The sequence below is a fragment of the Arthrobacter sp. 35W genome (genome assembly GCF_000482545.1).
Lineage (GTDB): Bacteria > Actinomycetota > Actinomycetes > Actinomycetales > Micrococcaceae > Specibacter.
The window spans coordinates 2,570,425-2,587,577 of the sequence record NZ_KI519454.1; the positions used below are offsets into that span (position 1 = coordinate 2,570,425).

11 protein-coding genes are annotated in these 17,153 nt (G+C 66.4%); 2 read left to right on the plus strand and 9 right to left on the minus strand.

Going from position 1 to position 17,153, the window contains the following annotated elements:
* Positions 1-2 precede the first annotated feature (2 nt).
* From K254_RS22955 to glf, 7 genes are all read right to left on the minus strand, one after another.
* Positions 3-2,141 carry an acyltransferase family protein gene (locus tag K254_RS22955; protein ID WP_051389079.1) on the minus strand — a complete coding sequence of 713 codons (2,139 nt, stop codon included), beginning with the start codon at positions 2,139-2,141 and terminating at the stop codon, positions 3-5.
* Between the two features lie 95 nt (positions 2,142-2,236).
* A complete protein-coding gene (locus tag K254_RS0111525; RefSeq protein WP_155848515.1) occupies positions 2,237-3,313 on the minus strand; it encodes an ABC transporter substrate-binding protein in 1,077 nt (358 codons plus the stop codon).
* A gap of 154 nt (positions 3,314-3,467) precedes the next feature.
* Positions 3,468-5,450 (minus strand): DUF6541 family protein, encoded by a 1,983-nt coding sequence (locus K254_RS0111530; protein ID WP_035749242.1) that lies wholly within the window; start codon positions 5,448-5,450, stop codon positions 3,468-3,470.
* Positions 5,451-5,494: 44 nt separating this feature from the next.
* Positions 5,495-6,262: an ABC transporter ATP-binding protein gene (locus tag K254_RS0111535; RefSeq protein ID WP_035749244.1), complete on the minus strand. Its 768-nt coding sequence runs from the start codon at positions 6,260-6,262 to the stop codon at positions 5,495-5,497.
* A gap of 1 nt (position 6,263) precedes the next feature.
* Positions 6,264-7,133 (minus strand): ABC transporter permease, encoded by an 870-nt coding sequence (locus K254_RS0111540; protein WP_026555495.1) that lies wholly within the window; start codon positions 7,131-7,133, stop codon positions 6,264-6,266.
* Entirely contained in the window at positions 7,134-9,125 is a 1,992-nt protein-coding gene (locus K254_RS0111545; protein ID WP_035749246.1) for a glycosyltransferase, read from the minus strand.
* Positions 9,122-10,306, minus strand: a complete 1,185-nt coding sequence (gene glf / locus K254_RS0111550) for a UDP-galactopyranose mutase (protein ID WP_026555497.1) — start codon at positions 10,304-10,306, stop codon at positions 9,122-9,124. The genes K254_RS0111545 and glf overlap by 4 nt, the downstream gene beginning before the upstream one ends.
* Before the next feature lie 267 nt (positions 10,307-10,573).
* Between glf and K254_RS22960 the strand changes: the two genes are divergently transcribed.
* Positions 10,574-14,662 carry an FtsK/SpoIIIE domain-containing protein gene (locus tag K254_RS22960; protein WP_035749248.1) on the plus strand — a complete coding sequence of 1,363 codons (4,089 nt, stop codon included), beginning with the start codon at positions 10,574-10,576 and terminating at the stop codon, positions 14,660-14,662.
* On the opposite strand, the gene K254_RS0111560 is transcribed toward K254_RS22960, so the two are convergent.
* The gene (locus tag K254_RS0111560; protein WP_035749251.1) at positions 14,625-15,083 is read right to left on the minus strand and encodes a hypothetical protein; all 459 of its coding nucleotides are present in this window, start codon (positions 15,081-15,083) and stop codon (positions 14,625-14,627) included. The two genes, K254_RS22960 and K254_RS0111560, sit on opposite strands and share 38 nt — an antisense overlap.
* Before the next feature lie 236 nt (positions 15,084-15,319).
* On the opposite strand from K254_RS0111560, the gene K254_RS0111565 reads away from it, so the two are divergent.
* The gene (locus tag K254_RS0111565; protein WP_026555499.1) at positions 15,320-15,568 is read left to right on the plus strand and encodes a WhiB family transcriptional regulator; all 249 of its coding nucleotides are present in this window, start codon (positions 15,320-15,322) and stop codon (positions 15,566-15,568) included.
* A 76-nt stretch (positions 15,569-15,644) separates the two neighbouring features.
* Here the strand turns inward: K254_RS0111565 and K254_RS0111570 are convergent, their stop codons facing one another.
* Complete coding sequence (locus K254_RS0111570) at positions 15,645-17,123, minus strand: sensor histidine kinase (RefSeq protein WP_026555500.1); 1,479 nt, start codon at positions 17,121-17,123, stop codon at positions 15,645-15,647.
* Positions 17,124-17,153: the final 30 nt, after the last annotated feature.

Here is a 17,153-nt window from a genome sequence, read left to right on the forward strand (position 1 = left end):
GTCTAGCGCCTGGCGGCCTCAAACCGCTGGGTGATCACCGGAACCATCGAATTGATGTAGCTCCGTGATGCGTGGTCGGTGTCGAAATAGACATGCAGCCCACCAATGACGGCGTAGCACTTCTGCTCATCACAGAACTGGTCGGAAAAGTCCAGCACATGGACCTTGGGGTTGTTCATCCGCACGGCGGCCTCCGCAATGGGGTCCGGTTGGAGTGCCTCGGCCCGGTTGTTGGCGCAGTTCAGCGGCTCTGCCGGGTTCAACGCCACGCAGTCCGGGCTGCTGTGGTGCAGTGTCAGCGGCGAGTCGCGGAACACGAAGACATCTGTTCCAGCGGCGGTCCAGGCGGCCATGGCCCGGCTGGCACCGTCAAAGTACTGCTCGCTCTGCGGGCGGCCTGTCCCGTCATCGATCGTCTCGCCGGCACCAAATGAGGATACGAACACCATGTCCGGCTTCTCTGCCGTGATGCGTGCAGTGACCTGGCTTCCCCAGTCAATGCACTTCTCCTGGGTGGCGGGGTCCAGTGTGGGCGTTCCCATGAACGCCGTCCGCTTGGCACCCATGAACGGGCAGCCGCCCAGCAGGGACTCGTTCAACGCCCACTTGTTGGCCTTGGCCATTTCGTAGACAGCGGTTTTCCACTGTTCCGCGTGGGAGTCCCCCACCAGCCACACAGTTGCCGCAGGGGCGCTGCCTCCGGTGAAGTCACAGCTCGTCAGCAGCTTCTGCCCCTTGGCCTCGATCGGAACAGCCGCCGGTTGGCACTCGGGTGCGTCGAACCACGGCGCCTCGTCGGCACCAACGTTTGCCACCTCCGGTGCGCCAAAGGGGCTCTGGCAATTGTTGGCCAGATCCATGCTGCGCGCGCCGTAGCAGGGCTGCCCCGACATGTTCTGGATCTTGACCGCCTCGGCCTGCTGGGCCTGGCCAAGGCCCACCAGCATGCCGCCGCCGAGCGCTGCCACGAGCCCCATGGACACGACCATGGCGATGAATGTCGTCCTGGGCCGGGCACCCTTGAAGAGCTTGGAGCGGCCCGGATCCTCGACAAACTTTTTGGACAAGTAGGCCAACACGATGGCCAGGACCAGGATGGCCACCTTGTCCAGGGAGTTCGGGACGCGCGAGAGAACGGCGGGGGCCAGAATGATCAGGGGCCAGTGCCACAGGTACAGCGAATAGGAAACGTCGCCCAGGAACTGCACGGGGCGTACGGCCAACAGCGTGTTGGGCGAGAAGAGCGGGCCGCGGGGGCCGGAGGCAATGACCAGCAGCGTTCCCAGGACCGGAACCACTGCGGCGAAGCCGGGGAAGTAGGTCTGCTCGTTGTAGGTAAAGGCCGAGTACGCGATGAGTCCATAGCCAAGCCACTGGGCGGCGCCAGCTGTGGACCGCTGGACAGCGGTGCTGAACCCGGGGAACCAGCGCACTCCCGCCACGGCCAACAGAGCCCCCGCGCCAAACTCCCACACCCGCGCGGGGGTTACAAAGTACGCCTCGCTCCGGTGCGCGAACGTGATCCAGATGCAGAACAGGAATGCAGCGACGCTGACAATGGAGATGCCCAGCACCATGAACGACCGGCGGCGAAGGCGCCACTTGGAGGGCAGGACAAACAGAACCAGCAGCAGCAGCGGCCAGACCAGATAAAACTGTTCCTCCACCGACAATGACCAGTAGTGCTGGACGGTGGAGGCAGCGTCATTGTGCGCCGAGTAGTCCACCGATTTGGCGGCCAGCAGCCAATTCTCCACATAGAAGACCGAGGCCATCGTTTCCTGGGCAATGGCCTGCCATCGGGAGAACGGGAGCAGGATCCAGGCAGCGGCAAGCGACACCACTGCCACCAGCATGGCTGCCGGAAGCAGCCGCTTGATCCGGCGTGCATAGAAGGTCGCCAGCTTGATGCGGCCGGTGCGCTCGAGTTCACCCAGCAGGTGTTTGGAGATCAGGAATCCCGAGATGACGAAGAAGACGTCAACGCCGACATAGCCTCCCGGCAGGCGCAATGGCCACAAGTGGTTCAGCACCACAAGTCCAACGGCGATGGCCCGCAGGGCCTGGATGTCCTTGCGCGGACCCTCTTGGGGTGCATCGCGGCGCCGGACGGGCGTCTCGGCAGCGACTAGATTAGTCACACAGTCTCCTCAACTGATGGTCATTGAGGCCCGGCGTCGGCATTGGTGTGCAATGCATCAGCGGACCCGCATCATTTCGCAGCGGCTGCGGAAGCCTATTTCGGATTCTTCGCACCGTAGGCGGCCTGCGCCACCTGCGGGAGCAGGTTCTTGGCCACCCATTGGACGGAGAGAGGCGAGGCAGTCTCCAGGGCCAACCCGTTGTCCGCGGAGTCGACGAGGACGAAGTTGTTGTTCTTGAACGGCGGGACCTCGTTGAGGATTCCGCTGCCAAGGACGCCGGCCCGCTCCTCGTGGACGATGGAGAACACCGCCAGATCGGCAGCCAACTCCGGAGCCCGGCCGCGGGGCCACTCGTAGGTCTGCGGACCGGTGCCGCCGGGGTGCAGCGCCGTGCCCTGTGACTGGACGAGGTCCATCGATGGTGCTGCCGCGACACCGAATTCCTTCAGAATCCGCACGGGGTTGGACTCGGTCCCGAACACTTCAAAGGCGGCGCCAAGCGCGGAGCGGACCTTGGCGAACACAAAGCTGGATCCCTTGAGGTCCGGGTAGTTCCCCAATTGATCGGTGATGCTGGCCTCCGTGGCCTTGCGGACTTCCGCGGCCTTTGCGGAACGGCCAAGGGCCTGTGCCACCATGTCCAGCGAGGTGCGCCAGTCGGTGTCCAGCGGCGCGGCTGGATAGGCCACCACGGGTGCAATCTTGGACAGCTGCTCGTATTCCTCCCGCGTCAGGCGGGAGTTGACGGCGAGGATCACATCGGGACCAAGATCCGCCAGTGCTGCGACAGGCAGCTCCTTGTCTTCGTCCAGAAGCATCGGCACATCGACGCCGAAGCCCAGCAGGGCCAGGTCGAACCACGGAGTTGATCCGTTGGGCTTGGCTTTGGAAAGCGGCATGGCCACAGGAACCACGCCCAAAGCAAGGCAGCTGTCGTTGGCACCGAGGCCCAGCGTGGCAACGCGCACGGGCTGCTTGGCAATGGTTGTCTCGCCAAAGGCGTGGCGGATGGTGGCGGGGAAGGCACCGGGATCGGCCGAAACGGTCGGCGTCGGGCCGCCAGCCCCGGCAACGCTGCACCCGGCCAGACCGAAGGGAAGGACTGCCAGACCCGCCAGAAACTGGCGCCGCCCGGTCATCCTTTTGCCGGGAAGCCCGCTCTCAGTCATCGTTGCTCTTCCGTTCTCGTTCGATGTTTTGTCTCGACGTGCCAAATCCATCGGACGTCCGGTAGCGAAGGCGGACACGCCAAAAGCCGTCAGCAAACCTTTCCCATTCTACCCAGTTGGGCAATCCCGGCCGACATGGCCATGTTCGCAGCAGCTATTGGCAGCCCGTGAACCTGAAGAGTTGCGCGTCGCCGTGCCGGGAGAGCAGCGTGGCCACACCGGAATCGGCCAGGTTGTCCAGCCCCGGCGCCGGGTGTGAACCATCGTTGACTTCCTGATGGCCGAAGTCCAGCACGTAGGCGACGTGCAGTTCCCTGACTGCCGGGCAGACGAGCGGGTTCGTCGCCGAGTCACGCAGGCTGTCCAGGACGATCTTGTCGTTCAGCGTGAAATTGCTGCTCAGGACGTGGGGCTGGATGGTCCGCCTGCCGGCAATGGCGTAGGCCAGCGCGCTCCCATTCCAGGCGCTGGAGGCGATGACGGCGTCCCGGGGCACCAGGGTCTCAACATCCCTGAGCACCGCCATTTCATCGCTGGTCAGCAGCGGCGAATCCGCACGGAGTTCATAGTTCCGGTGGGCGCTCTGGGTCGCGTACTGGACATTGCCGAATTGGGTCAGGACCAACACCACAACCACTGCAGCCACCGAGGCAACCGCCGCCGGCTTCCACGGGGCTTTTCCAGCCAGGCCTGCCGCTCCCGGGCCAGCCGTCCGGGGCCGCAGCTGCCCGATGCGGGCGGCAATCCAGCGGACTGCCCACACGGCTCCAACGGTGGCCACCAGGACGGCCACCGACGGGACAAGGGCAGCGAGCCGATAGCTGTCGTTGTACCAGATCGCCGTGATGAAGTCCCGGATCCGGCCCGGCCGGAACGAGGAGACCACCAGGAACAGCAGGCACACCACTGCGAACATCCCCAACACCCACCAGAACCGGCGCTGCCTCAACAGCGCAAGAACGCCGGCCACCACCAAAACGGAAAGCAGCACTGCCGGCGGACGGTTCATGAGGGAGTTGGTGAGCAGCTCCCACAACGACCCCAGCGGAGAATGGATGGGCGGCCAAAACGCTGCACCTTCCTCCGGCCGGACGGCCTGCCATACGGCGCCAAGCAGGAGGATCCCAGCCAGCAGGCCACCCGAGGAAACCAGTGCACGACGGCGCGCCGCAGGCCAGTCCCGGCGCCAGCGACGCCACGCTGCGGCAAAAACAAACAGCACGGCCGGCGTCATGATCGCAAAGAAGGCCATCAACGTGCTGGGGTGCGCCAGTGCCACGGCCGGGAGCGCGATGACCAATGCCAGCCACCTCAGCAGCGGTGGCATGTCCGGGACCACCGAAAGCCCCAAAACCTGGATGCCCAGAGCCAGGGCGGCGGGCAGCAGCGAAATCGACAGGAGATTGGGGTAGAGGACCCCGAAGTCCACCATCATCAGCGGGAACGCGCCAAAGGCCGCAGAGACGACACCGGCCAGCACGGCGGCCAGGCGGGATTGGCCCAGCACCTGCTGGCAGAGCAGAATGCTGCCCAAGGGCCACACCACGGCACCGATGACGAGGTTGGTGGCGTTGACGGCAACCGGGATCCCCGCTCCCGAAAGCTGAGCCGTCAGGGACACCACGGCGTGCCAGCCGGCCGGATAGAACGGTATGCCTGTCAACCCGCCCACTGTGAACGAGGATGCCTGCCCGGTGTCAAGGATGTAGCGGATGGCGTTCAGATGGAAGATGTTGTCGTACGTCTGGGAGATGTTCTCCATCGATCCAAAGGCGTAGAGCAGGCGGGAACCAATGAGGGCCGCGGCCAGCAGGACACCTGCCGCAGCGGCGGCAAACCGCCTGTCCATCGCCCGGGGCTGCACAAACCCCGGGGTGGTCCGGCTTGCGGCAACTCCCGCGAAGTGGGCAGCCAGGCATGCCAGCACCGTCAGGGCGGCCACGGGCAGCAGCGACCAAGGAATCGACAGGAAGGGTGCAATGGTCGCTGCGACGGCAATCAGTGCCACCGACAGCACGGGAGCGGCCGCCACCACGGCGAAACCCCTCATGCGCAGGAACCAGGCCAGCCCAAGGCCCGGCACCAGCAGAACCGCCAGGGCGCACGCCATGGCCGGTACAGTGCTTAGCCACTGCACGTCACTCAACTCCTCTATTTGCGTTCAGCAGCCCGAAGGCGGCGTCAGACGACTTCGGCAGACCGGCGTCGCAATTCCTTGACCACGCTGTGCACCTCGCCGTCCATCACCACTTTGCCGTGTTCGAGCAGGACGCCGCGTTCACAGACAGTCGACACCAGATCCAGGTCATGGCTGACGACAAACAGCGTTTTGCCAGCGGCGGCAAGCTCCTTGATCTTGACGATGCACTTGCGCTGGAACGGCTCGTCGCCAACGGCAAGAATCTCATCGATCAGGAACACCTCGGGATCGGTGTGCACCGCAATGGAAAACGCCAGTTTCAAATACATGCCCGAGGAATAGAACTTCACCTCGGTGTCGATGAACTCCCCAATTTCGGAGAACTCGACGATGGAGTCGAACATGGTGTCGATCTGCTTCTCGGTCATCCCGAGAATGGCACCGTTCAAGTAGACGTTGTCGCGGCCGCTGAGATCGTGGTGGAAGCCGGCCCCCACCTCAATCAGGCCTGCGACGCGGCCGCGGGTCTGGACCGTTCCGCCGTCTGGCTGGAGCACGCCCGAGATCAGTTTCAGCAGCGTCGACTTGCCCGATCCGTTCAAACCGAGCAGGGCAACCGTCTCACCCTGGACCACGTCCAGGGAAACATCCTTGAGCGCATCGAATTTCTTGGACAAATCCCCCTTGCGGCCCTTGAGGAGCCAGACAATGGACTCCTTCATGGACCGCGTGTGGCGCAGCACAAAAATCTTGCGGAGATTGCGGCAGGTGATGGCAACGTTGTCGGCGACTGTAGTGGAGGCGGTCATGCTAAAGCTCCTGGGCAAAGTGGACGGCCAGACGGCGGAAGACCAGCTGGCCGGCGAACAGGACTGCCAGGGATACGAGCAGCGAGACGGGCAGCCACAGGCCGACCAGGTTGGGCGGCATCTCGGCCATGCCCAGTTGGTCCGCCTTCAACGTTGGGTACCAGAAGGCCCAGTGGAAGATCTCCACCGCCACTGTCATCGGGTTGGCCTGGTAGAGCACAAACCACCCTCCCAAGGCATCGCGGGCCATCGTCCACAGGTACAGCACCGGAGACGCCCAGGTGACGACCATCAGGATCATGTCGACGATGTTTTCCGAGTCCCGGAAGTAGACGTTGATGGCACCGAATAGCAGCCCCAGCCCCGTGCCGAGGATGGCGACGATGATGAAGGCAGCCAATGCTGCGAGCAATTGGAGGACCGACGGCGTCCACCCGACCAGCAGGCCGGCCCCCACAAGAATGAGGACCTGCGGCAGGAAATGCGCCGCCGACACCCAGACGGTGGAGACGGGGAACAGCTCGCGTGGCAGGTAGATCTTGCGGATCAGATCCCTGTTGTCCACAATCGACCGGGTGGCATTGCCAAGGGTTTCCGTGAAGAAGTTGACCAGTACGATGCCCGAGAACAGGTAGATGGCGTAATTGGGCGTTGCCTTCTGAAGATTCAGGAAGATGCCCAGCGCCACGAAGTAGATCAGGAACTGCATCAGGGGCTTGACGTAGGACCAGAGCAGCCCCAGCACCGATCCCCTGTAGCGGACCTTGATTTCCTTGCGGACCAGCAGCTTCAGCAGGAAGCGGTTGGAATAGACATCCAGCAGCCCCCGCCCGCTGCCAGGCGTGGCCAGATCATTGTTGACGGCCGCCATTTAGAGACCATCCGGGGAATGCTGCTCGAAGGTCTTCTTCCAGGCGTCCATCGACGTGATCTCGGCCACGGAGGCGCGGTAGCGCTCCCCCAGTTCGTCCCACTCGCGTGCCAGGCGCAGGTGCAGCCGGGCGGACTCGGCCAGCATGGACCTCAGCAGTTTGGGGTCCCTGCGGTACCAGGACATGCCGGTTCCTTCGGCATTGGTCACCACGACGGAGTCGAAGTGGGCCAGGCGGAACCAGCGGCTGTCCCGGTGTGCCAGCACGGTCTGCGGACGTTCCGCCGATGACGGGTCCGGGGAGGAAACGAGCTGGCGGGCCACAGTCTTGACGCCCCAGGACACCAGATCCTTCTTGCGGGGCAGGCCGATGGGGGTTCCACCCATCGGGCCGCGGCCGATCTTCGGTGCCGGGAAGTCGTCGACGTTTTCCTTCAACTGCGCGTCGGCATACTGGGCCCGAAGCGCATTGATTTCGGGCAGCTTCGTGGCCAAGGTGGCGTGCAACTGCTCGGGACCCTTGAAGATGTCCTTCAGCGCCTCAAGCCGGCCATGCTCGGTGAAATACTGCATCGATACAAGGTGCTTGACGTCGGCCTGCACCGATTCACGCAGAACCCTTCCACCCTTGGGGTAGGGGCTGTGGATCAATGTCGTGATCAGGCGGTTGCGCTCGTGGTAGTAGGACTGCCACCCCACCATGTCGTCCTTGTCCAACCAGGAGACGTGCCACACAGCCGCTCCGGGCAGGGACACCGTCGCGAAGCCGGCCTCGCGGGCGCGCAGGCCGTACTCGGCGTCGTCCCACTTGATGAACAGCGGCAGCGACAGGCCGATCTCACGGATTACGGCGGTGGGGATCATGCACATCCACCAGCCGTTGTAGTCGACATCCACGCGGCGGTGCAGCCAGGAGGTCTGTCGCAGGTTGGCGATGCTGAAATCGTGGCGCATTTCCATGTCCGCATGCGGCGTGGACGGCACGATGCGGTACGGGTCCACCACCTCGCCGAAGGTGTGCAGCACGCTGCGGTTGTGCAGGTCGAACATGTGGCCGCCGACGATGGTCGGGTTCTTGCAGCGGTCGGCAAACGCGAGCATCCGCAGGATGCTCTCGGGCTCAACCACGACGTCGTCGTCCAGCAGCAGCGCATAGTCGCTGCCGTTCTGCACGGCTTCGTACATGCCGCGGGCAAAGCCGCCGGAACCGCCCAGATTGCCCTGGTCGATGATGCGCAGCTTGGAACCCAGGGCGGCACTGACGTCGGCAAAGCCGTCTTCGTCCCGGACCTTTTGGGTGCCCTGGTCGACGATCAGGATCTCTTTGACGTTCTCCAAGGCCTCCGGGTTCGCAGCGAGGATCCGTGCGTTGTTGAGGCAGAAGTCCGGTTTGTTCATGGTGGTGATTTCAAGGGTCACCTGGCCGTGGCTCCGGGGAGCCTCCGCAGTGGTCCACTGCGCGCTTTCAAGCACCAGCCCGTCGTGGCCGGCCGCGAGGTCGAACCAGTACCAGCCGCCGTCGCCGAACGGCGCCAACGTCAGGTCGAAGACCGTCGTCGCCGAACCCTCGACGTGCACGCTCTCCACCCGCTGGAGGGAGCCGCGCGCATTGGACTTGTTCACCATGACGGTGCCGTCGCCGCGGGTGGTGACCTCAAGCCGGATGGACCGGACGTCGGTCCAGCGGCGCCAGTAGCTGGCCGGGAACGCATTGAAGTACGTGCCGAACGAAACCTGCTCGCCGGCGCGCACCGTCATGGAACGGCGGGAGTCGATGTCATCAAAATGCACCGTTGGCCCACCGGAGCTGAACATTTGAAGCTTGTCTTCGGGCAGCTTCGGGGAACGCGCGAGTTCATCGTTCTCGCGCAGGCGGATGCCGCTGGCAGACCCGGCGTCAACGTACAGCGGCAGGGTGTCCACCTGGGACCCCGTGGGCAGGACCACCCGCTGAATGACGGCCCAGTCGGCAGCGGCCTCCGCTACGCTCACGCGTCCACTCCTCCGCTTTCCAGCTTTGCGCCACCGGTGAAGTGCGGCTTGATCTTGTTGTCGTACATGTTCAGGGCCGAGCCAATGGCCATGTGCATGTCGAGGTACTTGTAGGTGCCCAGGCGTCCACCGAACAGCACCGACTTCTCACCCTTGGCCAGGTCGCGGTACGCGAGCAGCTTGGAGCGGTCATCGGAGGTGTTGACCGGGTAGTACGGCTCGTCGCCCTTCTCGGCGAAGCGCGAGAACTCGCGCATGATGACCGTGGCGTCCTTGGTGTAGTCGCGCTCCGGGTGGAAGTGGCGGAACTCGTGGATGCGGGTGTACTTCTGCTCCTCATCCGGGTAGTTCATGACTGCGCAGCCCTGGAAGTCCTCGATCGGAAGCACTTCCTGCTCCAGGTCGATGGTGCGCCAGGAGAGGTCGCCCTCGGCGTAGTCGAAGTAGCGGTCCACCGGGCCTGTGTAGATGACGGGAACCTGCCCCTGCACGGAGGAGCGGCCGAATTCGCCGTCGTCGAAGAAGTCCGTGTTGAGCACGACCTCGATGTTGGGGTTGTCCGCCATCCGCTCAATCCACGCGGTGTAGCCGTCGACCGGCAGACCCTCGTAGGTGTCGTTGAAGTAGCGGTTGTCGTAGTTGTAGCGCACGGGCAGGCGCGAGATGATCTCGGCCGGCAGATCCTTGGGATCGGTCTGCCACTGCTTGCCGGTGTAGTGCTTGATGAATGCCTCGTACAGCGGGCGGCCAATGAGCTGGATGCCCTTGTCGTTCAGGTTCTGCGGGTCGGTGCCTGCGAGCTCGCCGGCCTGCTCCTGGATGAGCGCACGTGCCTCGGCGGGGCCCATCGAGGAACGGAAGAACTGGTTGATCGTGCCCAGGTTGATGGGCATCTGGTACACCTCGCCATTGTGGGAGGTGTACACCTTGTGCTGGTAGTTGGTGAACTGCGTGAAGCGGTTGACGTACTCCCAGACACGCTCGTTTGAGGTGTGGAAGAGGTGCGCTCCATAACGGTGCACCTCGATTCCGGTCTGCGCTTCTGCCTCACTGTAGGCGTTGCCACCAATGTGGTGGCGGCGGTCAAGAACCGCTACCTTCAATCCCAGCTCGGTGGCGGCACGTTCTGCAATGGTCAGGCCAAAGAAACCCGAACCGACGACGACGAGGTCAGCGTTCACAAACTCTCCTGTGTGGTGGCGAATGGGCACAGCGGTGCCAACATCTACGCTCCTAGGTTACCCGACTGTTATGGAACAACTTCCCCGGTGTGCCATGATGCCGCCCACCTCCAGAGGCCCGGAACGCCTGGAATACATGCGCTTCAGGCGCTCCGTCCCTCCACACCTGGGTGGGATTCACGGGCAACGCACAGCAAAGCCCGCCCGGCCCCCGGCGCACCATCCTGGCTCCTACGCTGGCACCACCACAAAGGGAGGAAGCGGCGGATGCGATGGGAACTGACACTGGTGGCAGCACCTGAAGTTTCCTGGTTCGACGCCGTCGAACTCAGTGTTGAACTGCCCGACGGCGCCTCCGGGGCGCAGCTCGCGGTGGCGCTCCGCTCCACTGTCGATGCCGTGGCGGACGTCACGGTGTTTACCATCGCTGGGCTTCCCTTGGACGACTTGGCCGCCGGCACGGCGCCGCTCACGAATGGGGCGGTGGTGGTGGCCGGCGGCGCTCCGCCGCCGGAACCTGGGCCGTCCCTGGTGCTCGCGGTGCACACAGGGCCCGATGCGGGCCGGTGTGCGCCGCTGAAGCGCGGGACGTACAGCATCGGGCGGGGATCCGTTGACATTCCACTTGCCGATCCCCAGCTTGCGCGCCACCATGCCACCCTGGCCGTGGAACCGGCGGGCATCGTGCTCACCGCCACCACCGCACAGGCAGGCTTCAGCGTGGACGGTGCCTGGGCCACACGCCTGCGGATCGACACTGGGCAGGAGCTGAAGCTGGGCGGATCCGGCTGCCGCCTCGTGGTCCCCGGGCAGGCAGCCCTGGCCGCCGGGCCCGACGACGACGCTCCGCTGGTCCTCCGCCATCCGGGATCGAACGCCCGCACCCAGTGGACGGCGGCGGCCATGGCGGCCCTGCCGCTGGGGGTGGGGCTGGCGCTGGCCGTGCTGACGAGGCAGTGGATGTTCCTGGCCTTCGCCGGCATGGGTGCTGCAACCGCCCTCGTTCCCCTGGCTGCGGGCCGGCGGCAGCGGCAGCGGCACCGCGCAGAACTGGCGGACGCCGCGCGGCGCGACGCGGCACGGCGCCTGCGGAGGTGGCGGTCCGCGGCAGAGCTCGCACTTGGCTCCAATGTGGACGGGGCTGGTGTCCGCACCGCGGCCCGCACCGGCCCCGTCCGCCTTCGGCTGGGAAGCTGCCTGCTGCCGGCCAACATTGCCCTCGAGCCGCCCGATCCCGGCTTCACGGCGCCCAGCCTCGACGGGATGCCACTGGTGTGCAGCGTGCCACTCGAGGGGATGGACATCCACGGACCGGGCCCCGCCGTTGCGGGGATGCTGCGGTTTGTCCTCATGCAGCTGGCCGCGGAGGGCGTCCCCACGGTGCTCTGCGGAAGCCCGGATCCGCTGCTCTTGTCCGCCCGGTTCCTGGGCTGCCTGCGGACCACGGCCTCGGCGGCCGGCCTCGCCGCAGAGGTGGCCGGCTGTCCGCCCGCCGTCGTCGTGGTGGCCGGTCCGCAGGCGGAGTTCGACCCTGTTCTGCAGGCCATGGCCCGTTCGGGTGCAGGCCCCGCCGTCATCCGCGCCCTGCCAACCGGGCCGGCAGCAGCCGGCGCCCCGGCGGCAGTGGCGCTCTCCTTCAGCGGCGGCCTGCTGCGCGGCGCCTGGGCCGGTGCGCAGTTTGCCCCGGATTTGGTGGGAGCAGAGGTCTTTGACCGCTACGCGCGGCAGGCTGGAGGTGCCGGTGGACCCATTGGCACCGGCGCGGCACGCGGCCGGACCGGGGTGCCGGACTTCTGTGTACTACCCGAACCCGCCAACGCCACCCCCGAGGCCGTTGTCCGACGTTGGCATGAAACCTCCGATGGCCCATTGGCTCCGGTTCCCCTTGGACGCTCGGCTGCCGGTGCCGAAACGGTGGACCTCGGGGCTGACGGACCGCATCTGCTGGTGGCCGGGACCACGGGCTCCGGAAAGTCGGAACTGCTGCGGACACTCGCGGCCGGCCTGGCCCTGGCCCATTCTCCGGCGGACCTGTCGTTCCTCTTTCTCGATTTCAAGGGCGGCGCAGCGTTGGGCCCGCTCTGCGGTTTCCCGCATGCCTCCTCGCTGGTCACGGACATGGCCGGGGCCGGGATGGGCCGGACCCTCGCCTCGCTCCGCGCCGAGATCCGACGGCGGGAGGCCACGCTGGCCCGCGCAGGCGCCGCCGACGTGGATGTGTACCGACGCACGGCCGGCGGCGGCCCTGCCACTGCCCCACTGGCCCATCTGGTGGTCATCATCGACGAGTTCAGGGTTCTGGTGGACCAGTTCCCCGACGCCATGAAGGAACTCATGCGCATCGCCGCAGTCGGCCGCTCGCTGGGCATCCATCTGGTGATGGCCACCCAGCGGCCCCAGGGTGCCGTGTCGGCGGACATCCGGGCGAATGTCTCCACCGCCATCTGTCTGCGGGTGCAGTCCACCTATGATTCGCAGGATGTGATCGACGGCCCAGCAGCGGCGGCCGTTTCAGCAGCCCTGCCAGGGCGGGCCTTTCTCCGGCGCTCCGGCGAGGCTCCGGTGGAGTTCCAGACGGCTGCCCTCTCGGTGCCCCCGCCGGAGCATGCGGCCCAGGTAATGGTGTCCGAGGCTGCCGCCGCCCTGCTCGCTGGACCGGCACGCGGGCCGGGTCCGGCGTCCGCAGCATCCGACGTCGATGCGGTGGCGGCGCTGCTTGCAGCCGCCCAGAGGTTGGCCCGGCACCGGCCGCCCGCGCCCGTGGTGGCCCCCGAACTCCCGCAGCGTCTGGATGCGCAGTCACTGGCCGTCGCCCTGGCGGCAGCCGTGGCAGGCGGCGGCGATGGCCTGGCCACAGGCGTCGGCGTCCATGCCGGCCCCGGGCCCGCGGCGGTCCTGGGTCTGCTGGACGCACCCTCCCGGCAGCGGGTGGACCTGTTGGGCTGGGCACCGGGCGTGGATTCGCATCTGGCGCTTTTGGGCCAGGCGGGAAGCGGCTGCGCCTCCGCGCTGGCCGCCACGGCGCAGGCGGTGGCGGGGCTTCCGGGCGGGGCGGTCCTCTACTGCCTCGATGGAGACGGCTCGCTGTCCGCTCTGCGCGGACACCCCCGGGTGGGGGCGCACCTTGGCCCCGGTGAACTGAGGGCTGCCGCACGGCTCCTCCAGCGGCTCAACGACACCGCCACTGCGCCTCCGCCGACCATCCGGCCTCCGGTGGAGCCCGAGCAGTCCACAGCGGCGGCCGGTGGACAGACACTGGTCCTGTGCATCTCCGCCTGGGGTCGATGGGCGGCGGCGCTGCGGGGCAGTCCGTGGCCCTGGTGCGAGGACCTCATTGGCGAGTTGTGCGCCCCGGGCCGGGCCCTGCGGGTGGTGGTGCTGGCCAGCGGTGGACGCGAACTCCACTCGGCCAGGTTCTTCGGCGCCATCCTCCATCGGCTGTACTTTCCCGCCGGTGCCAGTGTGGAATCGATGTCCATGTGGCCCAGGCTGCCCGAGATGGAACCGGTCCCCGGGCGAGCCGCGCTCTTTGGTCCCCTGGCCGTCCGCCACGGAGCAGGGGAATCCACCGGCTTGGCCGCCCAGCTGGTGCACCGGACGCGGACCGCCGGCCCATGCCCGGCGGGGCAGGACGGCCTGCAGGAGGGGGCCGTTGTGGAGCTGCCGTTGCGGATCGCGGCGCTGCCCGGCGTCGTCGGCGTCGCAGAGGTTCTCGATGCTTGCGGCGGCAAGGAGGGACTTCCGCCCCGGCAAAGGTTGCTGCTGGGGCTGGGCGGCGACGGCGGCGACCCCATCCGCGTGGCCCTGGAGCCTGGAACCGTATTGCCCGTGCTGGGTGCCCCGGGGTCGGGTAAGAGCAGCGTCTTGGAGGCACTGGAACAGCTCAATCCGGATATGCACTTCTCCCGGCTCCAACCCCCAGCCGTTCCACTGGATGCGGATCGTGCCGGCGGCGCGTCCGGCCCGCGGCCCGCCGTCGTACTGGCGGACGATCTGGACAGGTGTCCGCCGGTGCTTCTGCAGGCCGTGCAGCGGGAGCTCGATGCCGGCGCCATGGTAGTGGCCACGCTGGCGCCCAACATTTCGCGGATCATGTCACTGCCGCTGCCGGGCCTGCGTACGCCCGCACGAGGCATCGTTCTGGCCCCCTCGAGGCCGCAGGACGGCGAGTTGTTCGGGGCCAGGCTGGACACCCTCGGTGGGGAGCCGCCGGGCAGGGCCGTCCTGGTGGAAGCGGGCACCGCGCACTGGTACCAGTCCCCCACCCCGGCGGCGGCCGCCGCCGGGGTCCACTCCAGCGCAGCGGACGCCTCAGCAGCTAGAGAACAGGAGGCTCGCCACCGGTCCTCAGAGTGAAGGCGACGGCCTTGGGCGTGAACAGCAGCACCAGAACGGCCAGCGGCGGAACGAGCAGGACAATTCCCAGAAGAATTTGGTCCGACAATAGCGTCGGAATGGCAATTGTCAGCATCAGCAATTGCCAAACAAATGCAGCAGAACGCGTCCAACGGTATCCACGGAAATGATTCACCGCCACAGCGCCGAGGCCCGCGGCAAGGCCGGCCAGCAGGACGATCATGAAAATGGCACTGGGCAGCGACGCCGGCGTGGAGGTCAGGATCCCCACGATGAACCAGATGGCCGCGGCAGCCAGGGCCAGCGCCTCAAGGGCCACCACCAGGGCGACCACCACGACACCCCACGGTCGGGTGCCGGAGGGCGGCGTGGAGCCCATGGGGCCGGGCGCGGCGGAGGAGGGATTGTGGGGTATTGACACAAGGGCACCCTACCGGACATAGTCGGGAGACATCCATGGGGCGCTGCGTCAATGTGACGCATAGCTCAGCCAAAATGGCCAATCTGACGGCTAATACCCCTTGTTTACGCCGAGTTAACATGACACGCTTAACGGAGTGACCCAGGGGCCGATCGAAGGCCCCTTTCTTATGAGTCGGCAAGTGAATTTTTTCACAAGGCCACGGACTCGCATTTCTAAAGGAGTGAGTGATCAGCATGGACTGGCGTAGTCGCGCGGCCTGCCTCGATAAAGACCCGGAGCTCTTTTTCCCTGTGGGAAACACCGGCCCGGCCCTGCTGCAAATCGAGGAAGCCAAGAGCGTTTGCCGCCGCTGCCAGGTTGTCGACACCTGCCTCGCCTGGGCTCTCGAGTCCGGCCAGGACGCCGGTGTCTGGGGCGGCCTCAGCGAAGACGAGCGCCGCGCCATGAAGCGCCGCGCCGCCCGCGCCCGCCGCGCCAGCTAGGCACACCACAGCAAAAGGCCGCGGCGGCACCGGAATTCCGGTGCCGCCGCGGCCTACTGTATTTAAGCGCGGCAGATCAGGAGCCCCGGCTCACCAGGGCCATTTCCATCTCCACAGTGGTTCCGCCGCCGGGCCGCGGCGACCAGGCCAGGGTTCCGCCCAGTTCGCTGGTGACAAGGGTCCGCACAATCTGCAGGCCCAGGCCCTCGGCGTGGGGCCCCTCGGGAAGGCCCACGCCGTCGTCGGAGATCGACACCGTCAACACCTCCACACCGGTCTCGCTCACGCTGCGGTCTGCCCGCAGCCACACCGTCCCCTCGCGGTCCTGGAGGCCGTGTTCGACGGCGTTGGTCACCAGCTCGTTGATGACCAGGGCCAGGGGTGTGGCAAAGTCGCTGGGGAGCTCACCGAAGACGCCGGTGCGCTCGGTGTGCACGCGCTGCGAGGGCGAGGCGACCTCCGCCGAAAGGCGGAACTGCCGGTCGATGAGTTCGTCAAAGTCCACGCTCTGCGCCAGTCCCTGGGACAGTGTCTCGTGCACTAGGGCGATGGTGGAGACGCGGCGCATCGCCTGTTCCAGCCCCTGCTTCCCCTCGTCGCTGGTCATGCGGCGGGACTGCATGCGCAGCAGGGCCGCCACAGTCTGCAGGTTGTTCTTCACCCGGTGGTGGATTTCGCGGATGGTGGCGTCCTTGGTGACCAGTTCCTGCTCGCGGCGGCGCAGCTCGGAGACATCGCGGCACAGCACCAGGGAGCCGAAGCGCTCGGAGGCGTCGCGCAGTGGAATGGCCCGCAGGGACAGGCTGACACCGCGGGATTCTATTTCGGTGCGCCACGGCATCCGTCCGGTGACCACCAGCGGCAGCGATTCATCCACCATGCGGCGGTCCTTGAGCAGGGCCGTGGTGACCTCGGCCAGCGAGCGTCCCTCAAGGGATTCGACATCGCCGAGGCGGCGGAATGCGGAGACGCCATTCGGGCTGGCGTACTGGACGATGCCCTCGGCATCCAGGCGCAGCAGCCCATCGCCCACGCGTGGGGCGCCGCGGCGCGAGCCGGTGGGCGAGGCAAAGTCGGGCCACAGCCCCAGCGTGCCCATCTTCAGCAGATCGTGGGCGCACTGGCGGTAGGTCAGCTCGAGCCGCGAGGGCATCCGTGAGCTGGAGAGGTCCATGTGGCTGGTGACGACGGCCAGGGTGCGGCCGTTGCGGACCATCGGGATGGCCTCCACCCGCATGGCCATGTCGACATTCCAGATGTTGGTTTCGCTGGAGCGTTCAATCGCCTGCGACTTCCAGGCCCTGGTCACCAGCGGAGCCAGGTCGCTGCGGATGCCCTCGCCGACAAAGTCGGCGTGGAACAGCGTGTGGCTGGTGGAGGGACGCACATGGGCCAGCGCCACGTACCCCGTCTCCGGGTGCGGGAACCAGAGGGCCAGGTCGGCGAAGGACAGGTCCGCCACCATCTGCCAGTCCCCCACCAAAAGGTGGAGCCACTCGGCATCGCCCGGGCCCAGCTCGGCGCTGTCCCGGATGGGGTCGGTAAAGATCGCCACGTATATCTCCTGTTGGGCCGGCAGATGCCC

Bases quoted from the DNA above. Each gene is read 5' to 3' on its own strand.
- K254_RS0111535 (WP_035749244.1), bottom strand. From the start codon at position 6,262: ATGACCGCCTCCACTACAGTCGCCGACAACGTTGCCATCACCTGCCGC.
- K254_RS0111565 (WP_026555499.1), top strand. From the start codon at position 15,320: ATGGACTGGCGTAGTCGCGCGGCCTGCCTCGATAAAGACCCGGAGCTC.
- K254_RS0111540 (WP_026555495.1), bottom strand. From the start codon at position 7,133: ATGGCGGCCGTCAACAATGATCTGGCCACGCCTGGCAGCGGGCGGGGG.
- K254_RS22960 (WP_035749248.1), top strand. From the start codon at position 10,574: ATGCGATGGGAACTGACACTGGTGGCAGCACCTGAAGTTTCCTGGTTC.
- K254_RS0111525 (WP_155848515.1), bottom strand. From the start codon at position 3,313: ATGACTGAGAGCGGGCTTCCCGGCAAAAGGATGACCGGGCGGCGCCAG.